Genomic DNA, 16,743 nt, shown 5'->3' on the forward strand with positions numbered 1-16,743 from the left:
TCAATAAATTAACAGAGAAGCTCTTGCATCAAGCCCTTGAGTCTGATTCATTAGAGAGGACGCTAGGTTATTGATTCGCAAAGATAAATCTAGCTTTTTCCTATATATAGTATTTTTATTTTTATATATTCTGTATTTAGTATATGAAGAAGGATAAGTCGTTATGAGAGGTAAGCATATAGCTGTATTGATGGGAGGACTTTCATCAGAACGGTCTGTAAGTTTATCTTCTGGTTCTGCTTGCGCTGATATTCTTGAAGCTCATGGTTATTCTGTAACTCGTGTAGATGTTGATAGTCGTATTGCTTCTGTTCTTGAGAAATTACAACCACATATAGTTTTTAATGCATTACATGGTTCGTTTGGTGAAGATGGACGTATTCAAGGCATTCTTGAATATTTGAAAATTCCTTATACGCATTCTGGAGTGATGGCGTCAGCATTAGCAATGGATAAAGGGCGGGCAAAAATTATTGCTGCTAGTGCTGGTGTTCCTGTTGCTCCTTCTTATGTAATGGATCGTTGTGCAATTGGATCACAACATCCTTTGGAACCACCTTATGTAATTAAACCTGTGCATGAAGGATCGAGCATTGGTGTTATTATTGTGAATGGCGATGAAGCATTTCCACCTCATAATATAGTAAGCTCTGAGCGGATGGATAAAGATGAGGTAATCGTTGAAAAGTATATTCCTGGTCGGGAGCTTACTTGCGCTGTTTTGGGTGATGAAGTTTTAGATGTCTGTGAGATTATACCTGATCAACATTTCCAGTTTTATGATTATGATTCAAAATACAAGTCCGGAGGTTCTATTCACATTTGTCCTGCACAACTTTCATTAAATATTTACCAAAAAGTGCAAAGAATGTCTTTAGCAGCGCATCAAGCGATAGGTTGTCGAGGTGTTAGTCGTTCTGATTTTCGTTTTAATGAAGAAACGGAAGAGCTGATTTGGCTCGAAATTAATACGCAGCCTGGTATGACATCAACCTCTCTTGTGCCAGATATTGCAAAAGCAAGTGGTCGTACTTATAGCGACATTGTTAAATGGATAGTGGAGGACGCGTCATGTATGCGTTAAATGTTGGCGAAATGGGAATTTTAAAGGCGCTATCAACGCCAATTTTCCCACGTTTTTATCGTTGCTTTCTCCGATTTATATTGCAATTTGTATTTTCTGATATTCATGTGCCGCGTTATTTTGGCTCTTTTGCTGTTTTTTCTTTTTTCTTGCTTTCCTTATTTTATGGCATTGTTTCTAGCGGTCATGTGAATAGAATTATAAGGCTTGTGACATTAAATTTTGGTTTTGTGATTACTCATGTTGATATGAGTGGCAATAAAAATATGACAAAACAATATGTTTTGAAGCTTTTAGGGCTTGATGTTCATCCATCAATTATTAGCTTTGATGTTGATAAAGCACGTTCTACTTTAGAACAACAAATTTGGATTCAATCGGTTGATATTCGGAAAATTTATCCTAACCGGATATGTATTTCAATGGTAGAGCGTGAGCCATACGCAATTTGGCAACATGATGGTGTAATGGATGTGATTGATGATACAGGGCGTATTATTTTACCATTTCAGGCGGGTTTAATTCAGAATTTACCACTTGTTGTTGGTCAGGGAGCGCAAAAAGCAGCGAAGTTATTTATTCAGTCGTTGTTACCATATTCGCAATTCCGTGATCGTATTCGTGCTTATGTGCGTGTGGGTGATCGACGTTGGGATATTTTTTTAGAAAATGGGGTGCGTATTATGTTGCCTGAGCAAGGCGCTGTTGAAAGGCTTGTTGCTCTTTTAAAGACAAATACGGCAAAAGATCTTTTTTCTCGCGATGCTTTAAGCATTGATTTACGTCTTTCTGATCGAATAACGATTGCTTTGTCAGATGAAGTGTTAGCACAGCATCGTGCGACGGTAATGGAAGAAGAACGTATTTTAAAGGTATTAAAAGAAAGGAATATATGATGTTTTTGAAATCACATCATGGGAGGGGGCGCAAGACGCGTTTTCTAACAGTTCTTGATGTGGGTTCAAGTAAGGTTGTTTGTCTTATTGCTTGTTTACGTCCTTTGAAATATCCGCAACATTTACACGGTCGTACACATTTTATGGAGGTTTTGGGTTTTGGTGTACAGCGCTCGTGTGGAATTAAATCTGGTGTTGTTATGGATATGCTTGCAGCGGAACAATCAATACGTTTAGCTGTTAATGCTGCAGAGAAAATGGCTGGTTTGGTGGTAGATTCAGTTATTGTAAATTTTTCCTCAAACCGATTAAAAAGTACTTTTGTTAACGGTACAGTACATCTGGGCGGGCGTGAAGTTACTGCGCGTGATATGCGTATGGCCTTGGCAAATGTTTCGCGTAAAGCTTTTGAGGCTGAACGGCATATTATGCATTCCGTTCCGATATCTTATATATTGGATGGAGATAAAGGAATCTCTGATCCCGTTGGAATGATGGGTGAATTGTTTGGGGTGGATGTGCATGTGGTGACAGCAGAAACAGCATCTTTACGTAATTTGGAAGCTTGTATTAATCGTGCTCATTTAAGTGTTGAAGCAATGGTCGCAACACCTTTTGCGAGTGGTCTTGCAGTTTTGATTAATGATGAGGCACGTTTAGGAGCTGCATGTATTGATTTTGGGGCTGGAACAACAACATTTTCAATATTTTCTGAAGGAAAATTTGTTCATGCAGATACACTTTCAATTGGTGGGCACCATATAACTCTTGATGTTGCACGGGGATTGTCTATGTCTATTGAAGAAGCAGAGCGTTTAAAAGTTATGTATGGTTCAACGCTTTCAGAAAGTATTGATGCTCATCATATGATTAATGTCGCTGAAATTGGAAATGAGCGAACTCAATATCCATGTGCAGTTCTTAGTCGTATTATTCGGGCGCGTGTTGAAGAAATATTAGAAATGCTTCGTGATTGTTTGAGTTGTTCTGGGTTTGGTCATATTGTTGGTAAGCGGGTTATTTTAACTGGAGGAGCAAGTCAGTTAATTGGGTTGCCAGAGATGGCGCGTAATATATTAGGAAGAAATGTTCGTATAGGGCGGCCTTTAGGTGTTTCTAGGCTTCCTGCTTCTGCAAAAGGAGCGGCGTTTTCGTCAGCTGTTGGATTGTTAATCTATCCGCAATTAGCGGGTTTCGAAGAAAAAACAATTCATACAACAGTGAGACAATTATCAACTGGCACAGGTGGGTATTTTCAACGTGTCGGTCAGTGGTTGCGTGAGAGTTTTTAGTAGGTCTATTTGGGTATTAATTTTCATCGCTTTGGCTTGCGGTGTTTTATGAGAAGGAAAAAAAACATGACAATTAATCTGCACCGGCCAGATATCGCGGAATTGAAGCCACGTATTACCGTTTTTGGTGTTGGAGGTGGTGGCGGAAATGCCGTGAATAATATGATAAATGCTGGTCTTCAGGGAGTTGACTTTGTTGTTGCTAATACAGATGCACAGGCTTTGGCTATGTCAAAAGCTGAACGTGTGATCCAGCTAGGTGCAGCAGTAACAGAAGGTTTAGGTGCTGGTGCTTTACCAGAAGTTGGTCAAGCTGCTGCAGATGAATGTATCGATGAAATTATCGATCATCTTGCAGATTCTCATATGGTTTTTATTACAGCAGGTATGGGTGGAGGCACGGGAACCGGAGCCGCACCTGTTGTTGCTAATGCGGCACGTGAAAAAGGTATTTTGACTGTTGGTGTTGTGACGAAGCCTTTCCAATTTGAAGGTGCACGTCGAATGAAGACAGCAGAAGCTGGCATAGAAGAATTACAAAAATCGGTTGATACATTAATCGTTATTCCGAATCAAAATCTTTTTCGTATTGCGAACGAAAAAACAACATTTTCTGATGCTTTTGCTATGGCCGACCAAGTTCTTTATTCTGGTGTTGCTTCTATTACAGATTTGATGATTAAAGAAGGATTGATTAACCTTGATTTTGCAGATGTTCGTTCTGTTATGCATGAAATGGGTCGTGCAATGATGGGAACTGGAGAGGCATCTGGTGATGGACGTGCTTTGGCTGCTGCTGAAGCTGCTATTGCAAATCCGTTGTTAGATGACACTTCTATGCGTGGAGCCCGTGGCCTTTTGATTTCCATTACGGGTGGTCGTGATATGACCTTGTTTGAAGTGGATGAGGCGGCTAATCGTATTAGAGAAGAAGTTGATGCTGATGCAAATGTTATCTTTGGTGCTATTGATGATGAGTCACTTGAGGGTGTTATTCGTGTATCGGTGGTTGCTACTGGTATTGATCGTGAGATTAATGATATAATACAACCTTCACATCCTAAATTTCATCGGCCTGTAGCTTCAATGCGTAAAAATGATACTGGAGTAACGCAGACTGCTTCTCAGTCATCATCATCTTTGCGTTCTGAATCAATGGTAGAAGTTATAGAAGCGCTAGAAGTAGAAATGAAACAGCCAATTGAAGAGCCATTTTGTCCAAAAAGTCAATTTTTTGTGCAGACTACAGATACAACATATACTCCACGAACTGTAAACACTGCTCCTTATGGGCAAAATATACATGCAAAGACATCAAGTTCACTACGTATGCAGGCTGGTTGTGTTTCTCAACAGCCTATGGCTAGAGCAGTGGGAATGGAAGCAACAGCACATGTTCTTGATGACAAGGTTGGAGTTGCAGAACAGAAGAAAAAACAAGTGCAAACACAATCTTGTTCAACGCCGGTGCGTATGCCTGAGTTAAAAGATTTTCCGTCTTCTATTCGGAGTCAAAGTACAAATTTTTCTAGTGTCGATCAAGGACCACGTAATCTTTGGCAGCGTTTGAAACAAAGTTTGACGTATCGTGAAGAAATTGAACCAGAAGCTCGGTTAGAGCCTGCTGTCAATTCTTCTTCGCATAAAGATTTTCATATTTCTAGTGCCAATCCTCAGGATCTTTCTCAAGATACTTCTGTTTATATGCCTCGTTACTCTACCGAGTCGCAGCAACCTGCATCGCAGGATCAAAACATTTGTATCAGTGAAGAGGACGAGTTGGAAATACCAGCGTTTTTGCGTCGTCAAGCAAATTAATGTATAGAAAATTGAAAAATGTATAGAAAATTGAAATAAGAGAACTCTATATTTCTATCCATCATACAATGGAAGCTTTATTATAGTAAAATTTATGGAGTTTTTATAGAAAATAATAAATCCATTCATTAAATGGGTTTATTATTTATTGTAGAGATAATTTTTGATAGTCTTATGAAGATTCCAAAAAATTATTAAGAATATTAATGAAGTGGTATTATTAATTGGGACAGAAATATCAATCGACTCTTAAAGATACATTAATATTTGAAGGGCGTGGTGTTCATAGTGGACATTTATCTGTTATGAAGATTGAGCCAGCTGATATTGAATGTGGTATTGTTTTTAAGCGTTATGGCATAGATGGAAAAGAGCAAATATTTCCAGCGCATGCATCGCAAGTTGGAGCAACTGAATTATCAACAGTGCTTGGACATGGAGATATAAGAGTTGAGACAATTGAACATTTGATGGCCGCAATTGCTGCGTATAATCTGGATAATCTCATCATTGAGGTGTCAAGTAATGAAGTTCCTATTTTGGATGGTGCTTCATGGCATTATTGTCAAGGTTTTGAAAAGATAGGTATTGTTCAGCAAACAGCGTTGCGATCTTATTTTGTTATAAAAAAAACAGTGCGTGTTGAAACAGCAAATGGTATGGCTGAGTTTTTGCCATTTGATGGGTGTCGTTTTGATGTTACAATTTCTTTTCCTACTCCTGTTATTGGCAAACAACATTTGAGCTTTGATCTTACTGCACAAGGGTTTAAAAATGATTTGTCTTGTGCGCGCACTTTTGGTTTTGTGAAGGATGTGGAAAAATTATGGACTTCTGGAAAAGGAATAGGCTCTTCTTTAGAAAACTCTCTTATTATTGGTCTTGATGATCAAATTATTAATCCAGCTGGCGCTTATTTTGAAAATGAGTTTGTTCGACACAAAATGCTTGATGCTATTGGTGATACTGCTTTACTTGGTGCGCCTTTTATTGGATTATTCCGTTCTTATTGTAGTGGGCATGCTCTTAATTCAAAATTAGTTAAGGCTGTTTTACAGGACGAATCGTGTTACGAAAAAAGCAATATGTAAGTAGGAAAAAAATAAAATTTACTTTATTTTATATAATTTAAAGGCGGATTATAGATTTAAAGTATATAGATTTTGTTAGTCGTTTTGAAAACGATATGATACAAAATTTAATGAGTATTTTTCTGTAAAATGATATTTTCTGGAGGCTGAGAGATTATGAAAAAACCTGATAAGTATATTGGGAATATAGCGCATAGAAAATTGACCATTGTACGCAAAGTTTTGATTGGGGTTCTTTTAGGAGGAACTTGCTTTTTAGCAGGTTGTTTAGGTAAAGGAAAAAATATCCTTGATCCATCTATGCATGTTTTAAAAATAGATCCACCAGATGTTTTATATAATCAAGCACTTGCTAATCTTGATGTGGGGCGGCTTAGTGAAGCAGCAAAAAAGTTTGCTATTATTGAAAAACAATATGCTTATACTGATTGGGGTCGTAAATCGTTAATAATGGGTGCTTTTACAAATTATCGGTTAGCTAAGTATGATGATGCAATTTCTATGGCACAGCATTATATTTCTCTTTATCCGCTAGCGGATGATTCTGCCTATGCTTACTATATTATTGGTCTCTCTTCTTTCCGTCGGATTCCTGATGTTACACGTGATCAGCAGGATACGAAGCGTGCTATTGCTGCTATGCAGGTTTTGATAGAGCGCTATCCAGAATCAGAGTATGTCAGCGATGCTAAGGCTAAGATACGTTTTGGCCGAGAGCAATTAGCTGGTAAGGAAATGCAGATTGGTCGTTATTATGAAGAAGGTCAGCGATATTTAGCAGCAAGTAGAAGATTTCGTACTGTGATTGAAGAATATCCAGATACAAATCAGATTGAAGAAGCACTTTTCCGATTGACAGAAGTTAATTTTGCTCTTGGTTTAACTGTGGAAGCGCAGACAGCCGCAGCGATTTTGGGGCGAAATTATCCAGAAAGTAAATGGTATAAATTTTCTTATGATTTACTGCAAAAGAATAGTATATCGCCTAAAGAGCACAAATCTTCTTGGATTTCTCGTGCTTTGAGTGGCAATAAGAGCAAGGTGAATTAATTTCATATGTTGGTCCAGCTTTCGATTCATAATATTGTTTTAATCGAAAGACTTGATATTCATTTTACAGAAGGTTTGTCTGTTTTAACTGGGGAGACTGGAACGGGGAAATCTATTTTGCTTGACTCTCTGTCGTTGGCTCTTGGTGGACGTGGAGATTCTTCCCTTGTGCGTCATGGTATGACACAGGGGCAAGTAACGGCTGTTTTTAATGTTCCTGTTTCGCATCCTGTGCGGCGGCTGATATGTGAAAATGGTTTTGATTGTGAAGGTGATATCATTCTACGGCGTGTACAATCGAGTGATGGTCGTAGTCGTGGTTTTCTGAATGATCAAGTGATTAGCATTACATTGATGCGCGATATTGGCCGTATGTTGGTCGAAATTCATGGACAACATGATGATCGTGCATTTGTTGATATTAGTACACATCGTCAATTATTAGATGCTTTTGGTGGTCTTGAAAGTGAAGTAGAAAATTTGCGCGAGTGCTATCGCATATGGCATGCGTTAAAAGAACGTGTGCAACAACAACATGTTAAAGTTGAAAGTGCGGTACGTGAAGTTGATTATCTTCGTGCAAGTGTAGAAGAACTTGATAAGTTTGATTTTAAAGTTGATGAAGAAGATGCTTTGTCTCTTCGTCGGGCTGATATGCTCAAATTAGAAAAGATAGCAACAGATATTAGAGAGGCTGATGATCTCTTAGGAGGTTCAAAATCACCAATCCTTGTTCTTGCTAATTTGGTAAGACGTTTGGAGCGGAAAATTCCTGAAGCGCAGGATTTGATTATACCTATAGTGAAATCTATTGACGATGCATTGCGTGCACTCACAACAGCGCAAGATTGTATTGAAGCTGCAATGCAAGCATTGGATTTTGATACTAACGAGTTAGAACGAATAGAAGAACGTCTTTTTGCACTTCGAGGTTTTTCTCGCAAATATCATGTTTCTGGAGATGAACTTGCTCAGTTGCGCGATAAGATGTGTGCTGAACTGGCTGATTTTGATTCTGCTCAAGCAACACTCGTTCATTTAGAGACTGAAGCTCAAAAAGCGCAAAAAGAGTACGATATATTGGCACAAGCGCTTTCGATAAAACGTCAAGAAGTAGCGCGTCGTTTATCTTCAAGCGTTATGGATGAGCTACCAGCGTTGAAATTGGAGAAAGCAGAATTTATCGTTGAAATACAGAGTGATGCTGAAAAATATAGTCCAGATGGTATTGATCGTGTTGAATATTGGGTGCGTACAAACCCTGGAACACGAGCAGGGCCGATATTAAGTGTGGCTTCTGGTGGTGAATTGTCTCGTTTTTTATTAGCATTGAAGGTTGTATTAGCTGATCGTGGATCAGCACCAACATTAATCTTTGATGAAATTGATACAGGTGTTGGTGGAGCTGTTGCTGCTGCAATTGGACAACGATTGCTGCGTTTATCAAAAAATATTCAAGTTTTTGCTGTCACGCATGCACCGCAGGTAGCATCTAAGGCCCATAATCATTTTTTGATTTCAAAGGTTGAAAGCGGCAATACAGGATGCTTTGTTACGAGTGTTAATAAAATAGAAACTCACGAACGTGCAGAAGAAATTGCACGCATGTTAGCAGGAGAACAAGTTACTGAAGAAGCACGTGCAGCAGCCCAAAAGCTTTTAGCGCAGACATAATTAAGAAGTAATGAAAATACTAACAAACAGATGTTCATTTAGATTCTTTTTATAATAATCATTGGGATTTGTGTATAATCATCATTCAAGATTTGGAATAGAATTTATGGACAAAAATGTGATTAAAAACTTAACCGCTCTTGAAGCAGCAAGTGAGTTGGAATGGTTGGCAAAAGAAATTGCACGTCATGATGTGTTGTATCATCGTGATGACCAGCCTGAAATTTCTGATGCAGAATATGATGCTCTTTGTCGTCGTAATGAGGAAATTGAAGCTCTTTTTCCTGAATTAATTCGTGCGGACTCTCCTTCATCTAAAATTGGTGCACCGATTTCTGAAAAATTTGAAAAATCTATTCATGCACAGCCAATGCTGTCTTTGGATAATGCATTTAATTTTGAAGATGTTAGTGAATTTATTGAACGTATTCGTCGTTTTTTACGATTGCCAGAAACACAGACAATAGAAATGACAGCCGAACCAAAAATTGACGGTTTATCTTTATCTTTACGCTATGAGGCAGGAAAACTTGTACGTGCTATAACGCGTGGAAATGGATCCATAGGTGAAAATGTCACTACAAATGCGCGAACAATTGCTGATATTCCAGAGATTTTACAGGGTAATTTTCCTGATATTATTGAGGTTCGTGGTGAAGTTTATATGGGACAGAAAGATTTTCAGTTACTCAATATTAACCAACAGAAAGAAGGGAAGTTAGTTTTCGCAAATCCTAGAAATGCAGCAGCTGGTTCCTTACGTCAGCTTGATTCACGGATAACCGCTAGCAGAAATCTTAAATTTTTTGCTTATGCTTGGGGTGAAGTAAGTGAAATGCCTGCTGAAAGCCAAATAGGAATGATGAAAAAGCTTAAAGAATATGGCTTTATTATTAATCCATTAACAAAGGTTTTTGAAAAAGTAGAAGATCTTATTTCATATTACCATTCTATCGAAGAATGTCGTCAATCACTAGATTATGATATTGATGGGATTGTTTATAAAGTTAATGATTTAATGCTCCAAACGCGTTTAGGGTTTGTTGCTCGTTCACCACGTTGGGCAATTGCACATAAATTTCCAGCAGAAAAAGCTATAGCATTTTTAGAAGATATTGATATTCAGGTAGGTCGAACTGGGGCATTAACCCCTGTTGCTCGTCTTACACCTATTACTGTAGGTGGGGTTGTCATTACTAATGCAAGTTTGCACAATGAAGATTATATTAAAGGAATCGGTCATAAGGGTGAGCTAATTCGTGAAGGACGTGATATCCGTGTGGGCGATACTGTGATTATACAACGTGCTGGCGATGTGATTCCCCAAATTGTCGATGTCCTTGTTGAAAAGCGTTCAAAAGATACTCCTGCTTTTATTTTTCCTCACGTATGTCCTGTTTGTGGGAGTCATGCTGTTCGTGAAGAAGGTGAAACAGTCCGCCGATGTACGGGTGGACTTATTTGCTCCGCGCAAGCAATTGAGCGAATTTGTCATTTTGTTTCGCGTAATGCCTTTGATATTGAAGGATTTGGTAGAAAACAAGTGGAATTTTTTTTTCATGCTCAAGATAAAACGCTTTGTATTCGTTCGCCGGTAGATATTTTCACTTTACAACGACGTCAAGAGAATTCTTTGAGACGTTTGGAAAATATGGAAGGTTTTGGAGTTGTTTCAGTTCGTAAACTTTATAATGCTATTAATGCTCGTCGTGAAATTTCTTTAAGTCGTTTTTTGTTTGCGTTAGGCATTCGTCACATTGGTGAGGTTAAGGCACAACGTCTTGCTCGTGCTTACCAAAATTACATTGCTTTTGAAACTGCAGCGATGACGGCTATTATGCCGCCTGATAAAAACAGTGAAGGTAATGAGATTTGGAAGGAATTAACCAATATTGAGGGAATTGGATCTCGTGTTGGTGAAGCGATTATTGATTTTTATCAGGAGGTGCATAACCGTGATGTTTTATCGGCCTTACTTAAGGAAGTAACTCCTCTTCATGAAGCGCCTATTGCAATAGATTATTCACCAATAGTAGGGAAAATTATTGTTTTTACGGGAACTTTGGAGCATATGTCAAGGGACGAAGCAAAGTCCTTGGCAGAACGGTTAGGTGCTAAGACATCGAATTCTATTTCTAAAAAGACTGATCTTCTTGTTGCAGGTTTCGGAGCAGGATCGAAACTAGTTAAAGCACAGCAATTAGGTATTGAGGTTCTGGATGAAAAAAACTGGCTCAAGTTAATTGATGGGCATTATATTGAGAATTTTCATCTCAAACAGTGATTCCCATAATGTTATTATCATTTCTTATAATAAATTATAGAAAGCAAGTTAGTAAATTTTCTATTATTTAATTTATAATTATACCTTGGATGTATGTTTTATGCTATAAGAAACTGATTTTATATCGAAATTTATAATAAAATACAAAACATAAGTTTTTTGCAGATCTGCAGAAGAAAAAGTATAAAAATTCTATTGGTATTGCAAATACACTATTTCTAACAGAAATTGTACTGTGATGTTTTTTACTTAACTTGGTGTCATTGTTTTTTGTCGATATGTGCTATTGTCAATGTGTTTAATTCAGTTTCATAAATTTATTCAGAAATGCTTTTTTGTATTCAGTGTAAAGCTTAGCTTTATTTATTGAATAGTTTTCATTTAGTAAAGCTTAATAGAAAAAGCCAGTACCTAAAAATTTATTTTTATACTAATAACTTGAAGTGTATTTATCTATTTAATATAGATGCGCAATACGTTTAGCTTTTGTTAGTATCACTGGGTAGTTTTATGTCAATTATATTTTCGGATTTGTTGTTCAAACTTGTGGTAGTGTTGGGCGTTTTTTTAGGCAATTCTTCTAGTGTTGTTGGTTCACTGGCCGTTGTTAATAAGTGTCAGCAAACTAGCAGTGGTGGAGATAGTAGCTCAAACAACAATATGACTATAACATTAGATAAGAATACTTACATTGTAAAAGTTTGTAAAGAAGCTCAAAGTAAAGTTAATGGACAGGTAACTGATGATCAAGTATATCAAATAACTGATAAAACATATCAAATGGGGAGTAATTCTGAACAGAGTGAAGAAAAGAGCAGCAGTGTTGAAAGCAAAGGAGAAATTGGTATATATACGACTAGTAACGTTAATGTAAGTGGCGTGAACATTCTAGGTCCAAAAGTTAGTAATGACAGTAATGAAAATGATTATATTGGTATACTGATCGGAGAATGGGGGCTTGTTGTCGCTGATAGATTGGTCTTAAAAGACCTAAAGACAGGTATTTCTGTTTCAAAAACATGGGGGTTTTTTGTCGGTGATGGATTGGTCTTAAAAGACCTAAAGGCAGGTATTTCTGTTTCAAAAAATAGTTGGGTAAATGTGGACAATACATTGATAAGTAATAATCAGATTGCTGTTGAAGCTAATGGTTTAAATGCTATGGCTGAGGTATTCAATACAGAGATTACAGTGCTTGAAAAGGGCAAAGGTCTTTTCACTAAAAAAGGCGGCTGGATTCAAATGGAGGGTATAGATAAATCGGATGCAAGTATTAATTTTATCGAAGGTTACGCAGTTTATATGGATACAGGAGAGGTTTCTTTAGAGAAAGTTAACGTTATTAGTGAAGGTATCCAAAATATTAATACTTCTCGTAATAGGTTTGTATCTAGTGCTGATATGGTTGCTGTTTATATGTATCCACAGAGTACTTTTAAGATGAAGGAAGGAAAGATTGATCTCAAAGGTGGGAGTGGATTTTTATTTGACTTTTCGGTAAGAAGTTCACAAGAAACACAGGCGGTAGAAGGACCTGCATTTATCAATAGTGATATAGAAAAGATAAATGTAGAGCTTGAAAATGTAGACATTAAAATAGATGGTGATAAACATTATGGCATGTATGGAGTACTTTCTGTTAGTAATAGCCAGGACGGGGATCCCGAAAGATTCGCAACTATTTCTTTGAAAAAAACAAATTTTATTGTTCCTAATAGTACCGCTATTTATAATGATGTTAAGGCGGAGCTTATTTTTAATTTATCAGATACAAAACTTTCCGGTGGTCTTTTGCTAGAAGGTACTAGCGGGATTATAAACATTAAAGCTAATAACTCACAGCTCGAAGGGGGTGCTTTAATTTCTGGTTCAGCTGAAGCGCATTTGAAATTAGAGAATAACTCGACGTGGACTTTAACAAAAAGAAAATCACGGGGTGATCGAGGGAATGAGGGAACTGATAATAATAAATCATTTATTTCTACTGTGACACTTAAGAATAGTAAAATTATTTTTGAAAAGCCAAGCGATAATGTTTATCAAACACTCTCTATTGGCACAGGGAATAGTCTTGTTTATACAGCAGAGGGTAATGCGGAGCTTTATCTTAATAGTTATTTAGATCAAAGTAACTCGGATACAGATCGGCTTTTAATCGATGGTGATGTATCTGGTGTTACTGTAGTTTCTGTTTCTACAACAGTAGGAGATCTAGGAGATAAAACGGGTTCAGGTAATACCCAGGGTGTTTCGCTTATTCAAGTTTCAGGTACAGCGCAAGAAGATTCCTTCAAACTGAAGGATGATTATATTACAGCAGATAATTTACCTTATCAGTATGTTCTTTCTGCGTATGGTCCAAGTTCCCAATTAGGGCAAGCGGATCCAGGACAAAAGTTGGTTGGGCAGAATGGAAAAGAAGGTGAGCACTCTAGTAGTAATTTTTGGGATTATCGGCTGCAAAGTAAATATATTACTCCATCAGAACCGGAACCAGTGCAACCAGCACCATCGCCGGAACCACCAGTGCCCTCAGAACCTGAGGATCCGATAAAACCAGATTTACCTGTAAAAAGAGTACCGGCAGTTGTGCCACAACTCCCAAGTTATTTGCTTTTACCTCATGCTTTATTTCATACAGGTTTGGTCGATGTAAGTAATCAACATGAACTGTTGGAAATCATGCAAAGTGCTTTTCATGAAGCGGCTAAAAAGAGAAAGACAAACTTTTTCATCCGTGGTTATGGCAGTAACCATAGTTATACTTCCAATTTGTCTGTTTTTGAATATGGTTATGGAGCTGATCTTGACTATAATAATGCGACAGCAGGAATTGTATTCAATACATTAGAGAGTAAAGATAGTGCTTCGTCCTTTGGAGTTATGGGCGGTTATGGTCAGCTCTCTCTTCATCCTCGTGCAGTTAAACACAGTCAAAAGAGTGTTTTTGATAAATGGTCAGGCAAGCTTTATGTGAATTTGGATCATGATACAGGCTTTTATGCGAATGGCTTTCTCTCGTATGATTTTTTTAAGGGCGATGTTGTCACTCTTTCTCGTGGAAAAACAGCAGAATTAAAAGGGAGACTTTTGAATGCTGCTTTATCGGGTGGTCAGGCCATTATCACAGGCTATCATGGTTTTATTCTTGAGCCACAGCTTCAAGTTATTTACCAGTCTCTCCTGTTTGATGAAGCGCGTGATATTGATCGGTTTGATATTGATTTAGGAAAGCATGATCAATTGATAGGGCGGATAGGTGGTCGTTTAATAAAAGCTTTTGCTTCTTCCGAAAAGGGACATGTTGTTTCTTTTTATAGCAACCTTCATGTTGCGCATAGTTATGAAAAGAAGCGGATAGTGCATTTTAAAGATGCGTTTCAGTTAGGTGCATTCGGTTCTACAGTTGAAACAGGTGCGGGTGTTCATGCCCAATTGTCTAATGCTATAGCACTTCATGGTGATTTGTTATACCAACATAAATTAACCAAAGCTGGCTTTTCTGGAATTAGTGTTTCGGGTAGCTTGCGTTATCAATTTTAAAAGCAAGGATTGGTTTTATATTTATCAGTTTTGCTCAAGTCCTAGAAAATTTGGTTGATAAAGCTTTAGCTCTGATTTCTAGGAATGAGAGTATTTTATTTTGCACTCTATTTATAGAATGAAAATGAGTTTTTTGAAGATTTCTTTAGATTAGATATTTAATTTAAAGGTGTCTTTACTCTCAAAGAGGCATTGTAGCTTTTTTCAGCCATTTTTTATCTTCTTTATCAAGGTAGGGTGCATTAACTTGATAAACACGGGCATGATAGTCGTTAAGCCATTGTTTCTCTTGTGTCGTTAAAAGCTCTATCAGAATTAATTGTCGATCAATAGGACAATATGTGAGCGTTTCAAATGATAGCATATCTATATCGCCATTAGTAATTTTTTGTGCTGGTTTGACAATCATCAAATTTTCAATACGAATACCAAAAGCTTTTTCACGGTAATATCCAGGTTCGTTAGAGATAATCATACCGGGAATAAGTTCTTGGCTTCCATAGCGTGAGAGATTTTGTGGTCCTTCATGAACAGAGAGGTAAGAACCAACTCCATGGCCAGTGCCATGTGCATAATCAAAACCAGCTTTCCATAAAGCATTACGTGCTAAAACATCAATATCTTGTCCGCGTGTCCCTTTCGGAAATCTTGCACTTGAAAGAGCAATCATGCCTTTGAGAACAAGGGTAAAACAGCGCTTTTCTTCTTCTCCAATGTTTCCAATCGCTACCGTACGAGTCACATCTGTTGTGCCCTCTCGATATTGTCCACCTGAATCAACAAGATAAAGTTCACCTGCATTCAGTCGTTTATTTGTCTGAGTGGTTACACGATAATGAATAATTGCACCATTTTTACCTGCTGCTGAAATCGTGTCAAAGGAAAGATCTTCGAGTTTCATTCCCATTTCTTGTGTTGTTATAATACGAAATTTTTCTAATTTTTTAGCAGCTGAAATTTCATCAATTGTACCTGGTATTTGTCTATCGAGCCAGGACAAAAAACGAGTAAGAGCTATACCATCACATAAATGTGCTCTGCGTGAACCATTGAGCTCTGTAGTATTTTTAATGGCACGTGGTAAGATAACAGGATCCCTTAGTCTAACGAAAGACCCCCCTGTATCTTCAATAACAGTACGTAACTTTTCGCACGTTAAAAATGGATCTAAAGCAAAAACAGTACCTTGTTGAACATGATCTTTGATATTTGAAATAAGTTCTTCTGGTTCATATAGTTTTGCATAACTTTTTAGGTATTGTCTTTGCTTACTACCAACTTTTTTACTATCAATAAATAAGATTGGTTTTTCTGTAATTGAAATGATAGCAAAACAAAGGGAAAAGGGAGAATTAGAAACATCTTTGCCACGTATATTGAATGTCCATGCAATAGAAGACGGATCTGTAAAAATAAAAGCATTTGCACCAGATTGCTTTATGTTTTTGCGAATTTGTGATAGCTTTTCATTGGTGCTGCACCCTGTATATTTGAGAGGATGAATTGATAAAGGAGTTTGTGGATATTTGGGTTGATCATTCCAAATAAGATCAATGAGGTTGGTTTCACTTTCTATAAGTTTCCCACCTATTTTCAATTCTAATGCTTGCCTCAATATAGCTGTAGCATTAATAGTATGAAGCCATGGATCAAAACCAATTGAAAGTTTTTGTTTATTTTTCTCGAGCCATTGTGCTGGTGAGCAGATTGCTAAATCTTCATAATTAAAGATACAGGAATCTGTTTGTTGACGGACTTGAAGTTTATAACGCCCATCTGTAAATATAATAGCCTGATCTTTTAAAATCAATGCTATACCAGCTGATCCAGTGAAACCAGTAAGCCAACCAAGACGTTGAGCATGTTTAGGAACATATTCTCCTTGATGTTCATCTGTATGCGGTACTAAAAAGCCATCTAGTCCAAAGTGATCAATTTTTTTACGAAGAGCCGCAACGCGTTTTGCAGCATAAGTGGGATTTGTGCTTATTTCAAAAGATTGATACATAAA

The 16,743-nt window shown here is 37.4% G+C and carries 10 protein-coding genes; 9 read left to right on the top strand and 1 reads right to left on the bottom strand.

All coding sequences use genetic code 11. The features are described 5' to 3' along the window. Positions 1 to 163 precede the first annotated feature (163 nt). The 9 genes from Bho11B_RS03015 (at position 164) to Bho11B_RS03055 (ending at position 14,732) form a co-directional block, all read left to right on the top strand. Positions 164 to 1,084 carry a D-alanine--D-alanine ligase gene (locus Bho11B_RS03015; RefSeq protein WP_035006183.1) on the top strand — a complete coding sequence of 307 codons (921 nt, stop codon included), beginning with the start codon at positions 164 to 166 and terminating at the stop codon, positions 1,082 to 1,084. Next, on the top strand, positions 1,051 to 1,980 hold the full coding sequence (locus Bho11B_RS03020; RefSeq protein WP_371455334.1) for a cell division protein FtsQ/DivIB: 930 nt from the start codon (positions 1,051 to 1,053) through the stop codon (positions 1,978 to 1,980). The genes Bho11B_RS03015 and Bho11B_RS03020 overlap by 34 nt, the downstream gene beginning before the upstream one ends. Next, on the top strand, positions 1,977 to 3,272 hold the full coding sequence (ftsA, locus tag Bho11B_RS03025) for a cell division protein FtsA (RefSeq protein ID WP_078673634.1): 1,296 nt from the start codon (positions 1,977 to 1,979) through the stop codon (positions 3,270 to 3,272). Before Bho11B_RS03020 ends, ftsA begins: the two co-directional genes overlap by 4 nt. Before the next feature lie 66 nt (positions 3,273 to 3,338). Continuing rightward, positions 3,339 to 5,090 (top strand): cell division protein FtsZ, encoded by a 1,752-nt coding sequence (gene ftsZ / locus Bho11B_RS03030; RefSeq protein WP_035006178.1) that lies wholly within the window; start codon positions 3,339 to 3,341, stop codon positions 5,088 to 5,090. Positions 5,091 to 5,314: 224 nt separating this feature from the next. Next, a complete protein-coding gene (gene lpxC, locus Bho11B_RS03035; protein ID WP_078673635.1) occupies positions 5,315 to 6,181 on the top strand; it encodes a UDP-3-O-acyl-N-acetylglucosamine deacetylase in 867 nt (288 codons plus the stop codon). Between the two features lie 156 nt (positions 6,182 to 6,337). Further along, entirely contained in the window at positions 6,338 to 7,231 is an 894-nt protein-coding gene (locus Bho11B_RS03040; protein ID WP_078673636.1) for an outer membrane protein assembly factor BamD, read from the top strand. Positions 7,232 to 7,237: 6 nt separating this feature from the next. Beyond that, a complete protein-coding gene (recN, locus tag Bho11B_RS03045; RefSeq protein WP_078673637.1) occupies positions 7,238 to 8,905 on the top strand; it encodes a DNA repair protein RecN in 1,668 nt (555 codons plus the stop codon). A gap of 106 nt (positions 8,906 to 9,011) precedes the next feature. Beyond that, the gene (gene ligA, locus Bho11B_RS03050) at positions 9,012 to 11,189 is read left to right on the top strand and encodes an NAD-dependent DNA ligase LigA (RefSeq protein ID WP_078673638.1); all 2,178 of its coding nucleotides are present in this window, start codon (positions 9,012 to 9,014) and stop codon (positions 11,187 to 11,189) included. Between the two features lie 510 nt (positions 11,190 to 11,699). After that, entirely contained in the window at positions 11,700 to 14,732 is a 3,033-nt protein-coding gene (locus Bho11B_RS03055; protein WP_078674143.1) for an autotransporter outer membrane beta-barrel domain-containing protein, read from the top strand. Positions 14,733 to 14,913: 181 nt separating this feature from the next. Here Bho11B_RS03055 and Bho11B_RS03060 read toward each other — a convergent pair whose 3' ends face one another. Then, positions 14,914 to 16,740: an aminopeptidase P family protein gene (locus Bho11B_RS03060; protein WP_078673640.1), complete on the bottom strand. Its 1,827-nt coding sequence runs from the start codon at positions 16,738 to 16,740 to the stop codon at positions 14,914 to 14,916. Between the last annotated feature and the right edge of the window lie 3 nt (positions 16,741 to 16,743).

The sequence above is a fragment of the Bartonella sp. 11B genome, from assembly GCF_002022625.1.
Taxonomy (GTDB): Bacteria; Pseudomonadota; Alphaproteobacteria; order Rhizobiales; family Rhizobiaceae; genus Bartonella; species Bartonella rochalimae.

Excerpts from the sequence above, each read along its gene's own strand:
- Bho11B_RS03020 (WP_371455334.1), top strand. The coding sequence starts at position 1,051 with ATGGATAGTGGAGGACGCGTCATGTATGCGTTAAATGTTGGCGAAATG.
- Bho11B_RS03055 (WP_078674143.1), top strand. The coding sequence starts at position 11,700 with ATGTCAATTATATTTTCGGATTTGTTGTTCAAACTTGTGGTAGTGTTG.
- ftsZ (WP_035006178.1), top strand. The coding sequence starts at position 3,339 with ATGACAATTAATCTGCACCGGCCAGATATCGCGGAATTGAAGCCACGT.
- Bho11B_RS03015 (WP_035006183.1), top strand. The coding sequence starts at position 164 with ATGAGAGGTAAGCATATAGCTGTATTGATGGGAGGACTTTCATCAGAA.
- Bho11B_RS03040 (WP_078673636.1), top strand. The coding sequence starts at position 6,338 with ATGAAAAAACCTGATAAGTATATTGGGAATATAGCGCATAGAAAATTG.
- ftsA (WP_078673634.1), top strand. The coding sequence starts at position 1,977 with ATGATGTTTTTGAAATCACATCATGGGAGGGGGCGCAAGACGCGTTTT.
- recN (WP_078673637.1), top strand. The coding sequence starts at position 7,238 with ATGTTGGTCCAGCTTTCGATTCATAATATTGTTTTAATCGAAAGACTT.
- Bho11B_RS03060 (WP_078673640.1), bottom strand. The coding sequence starts at position 16,740 with ATGTATCAATCTTTTGAAATAAGCACAAATCCCACTTATGCTGCAAAA.
- ligA (WP_078673638.1), top strand. The coding sequence starts at position 9,012 with ATGGACAAAAATGTGATTAAAAACTTAACCGCTCTTGAAGCAGCAAGT.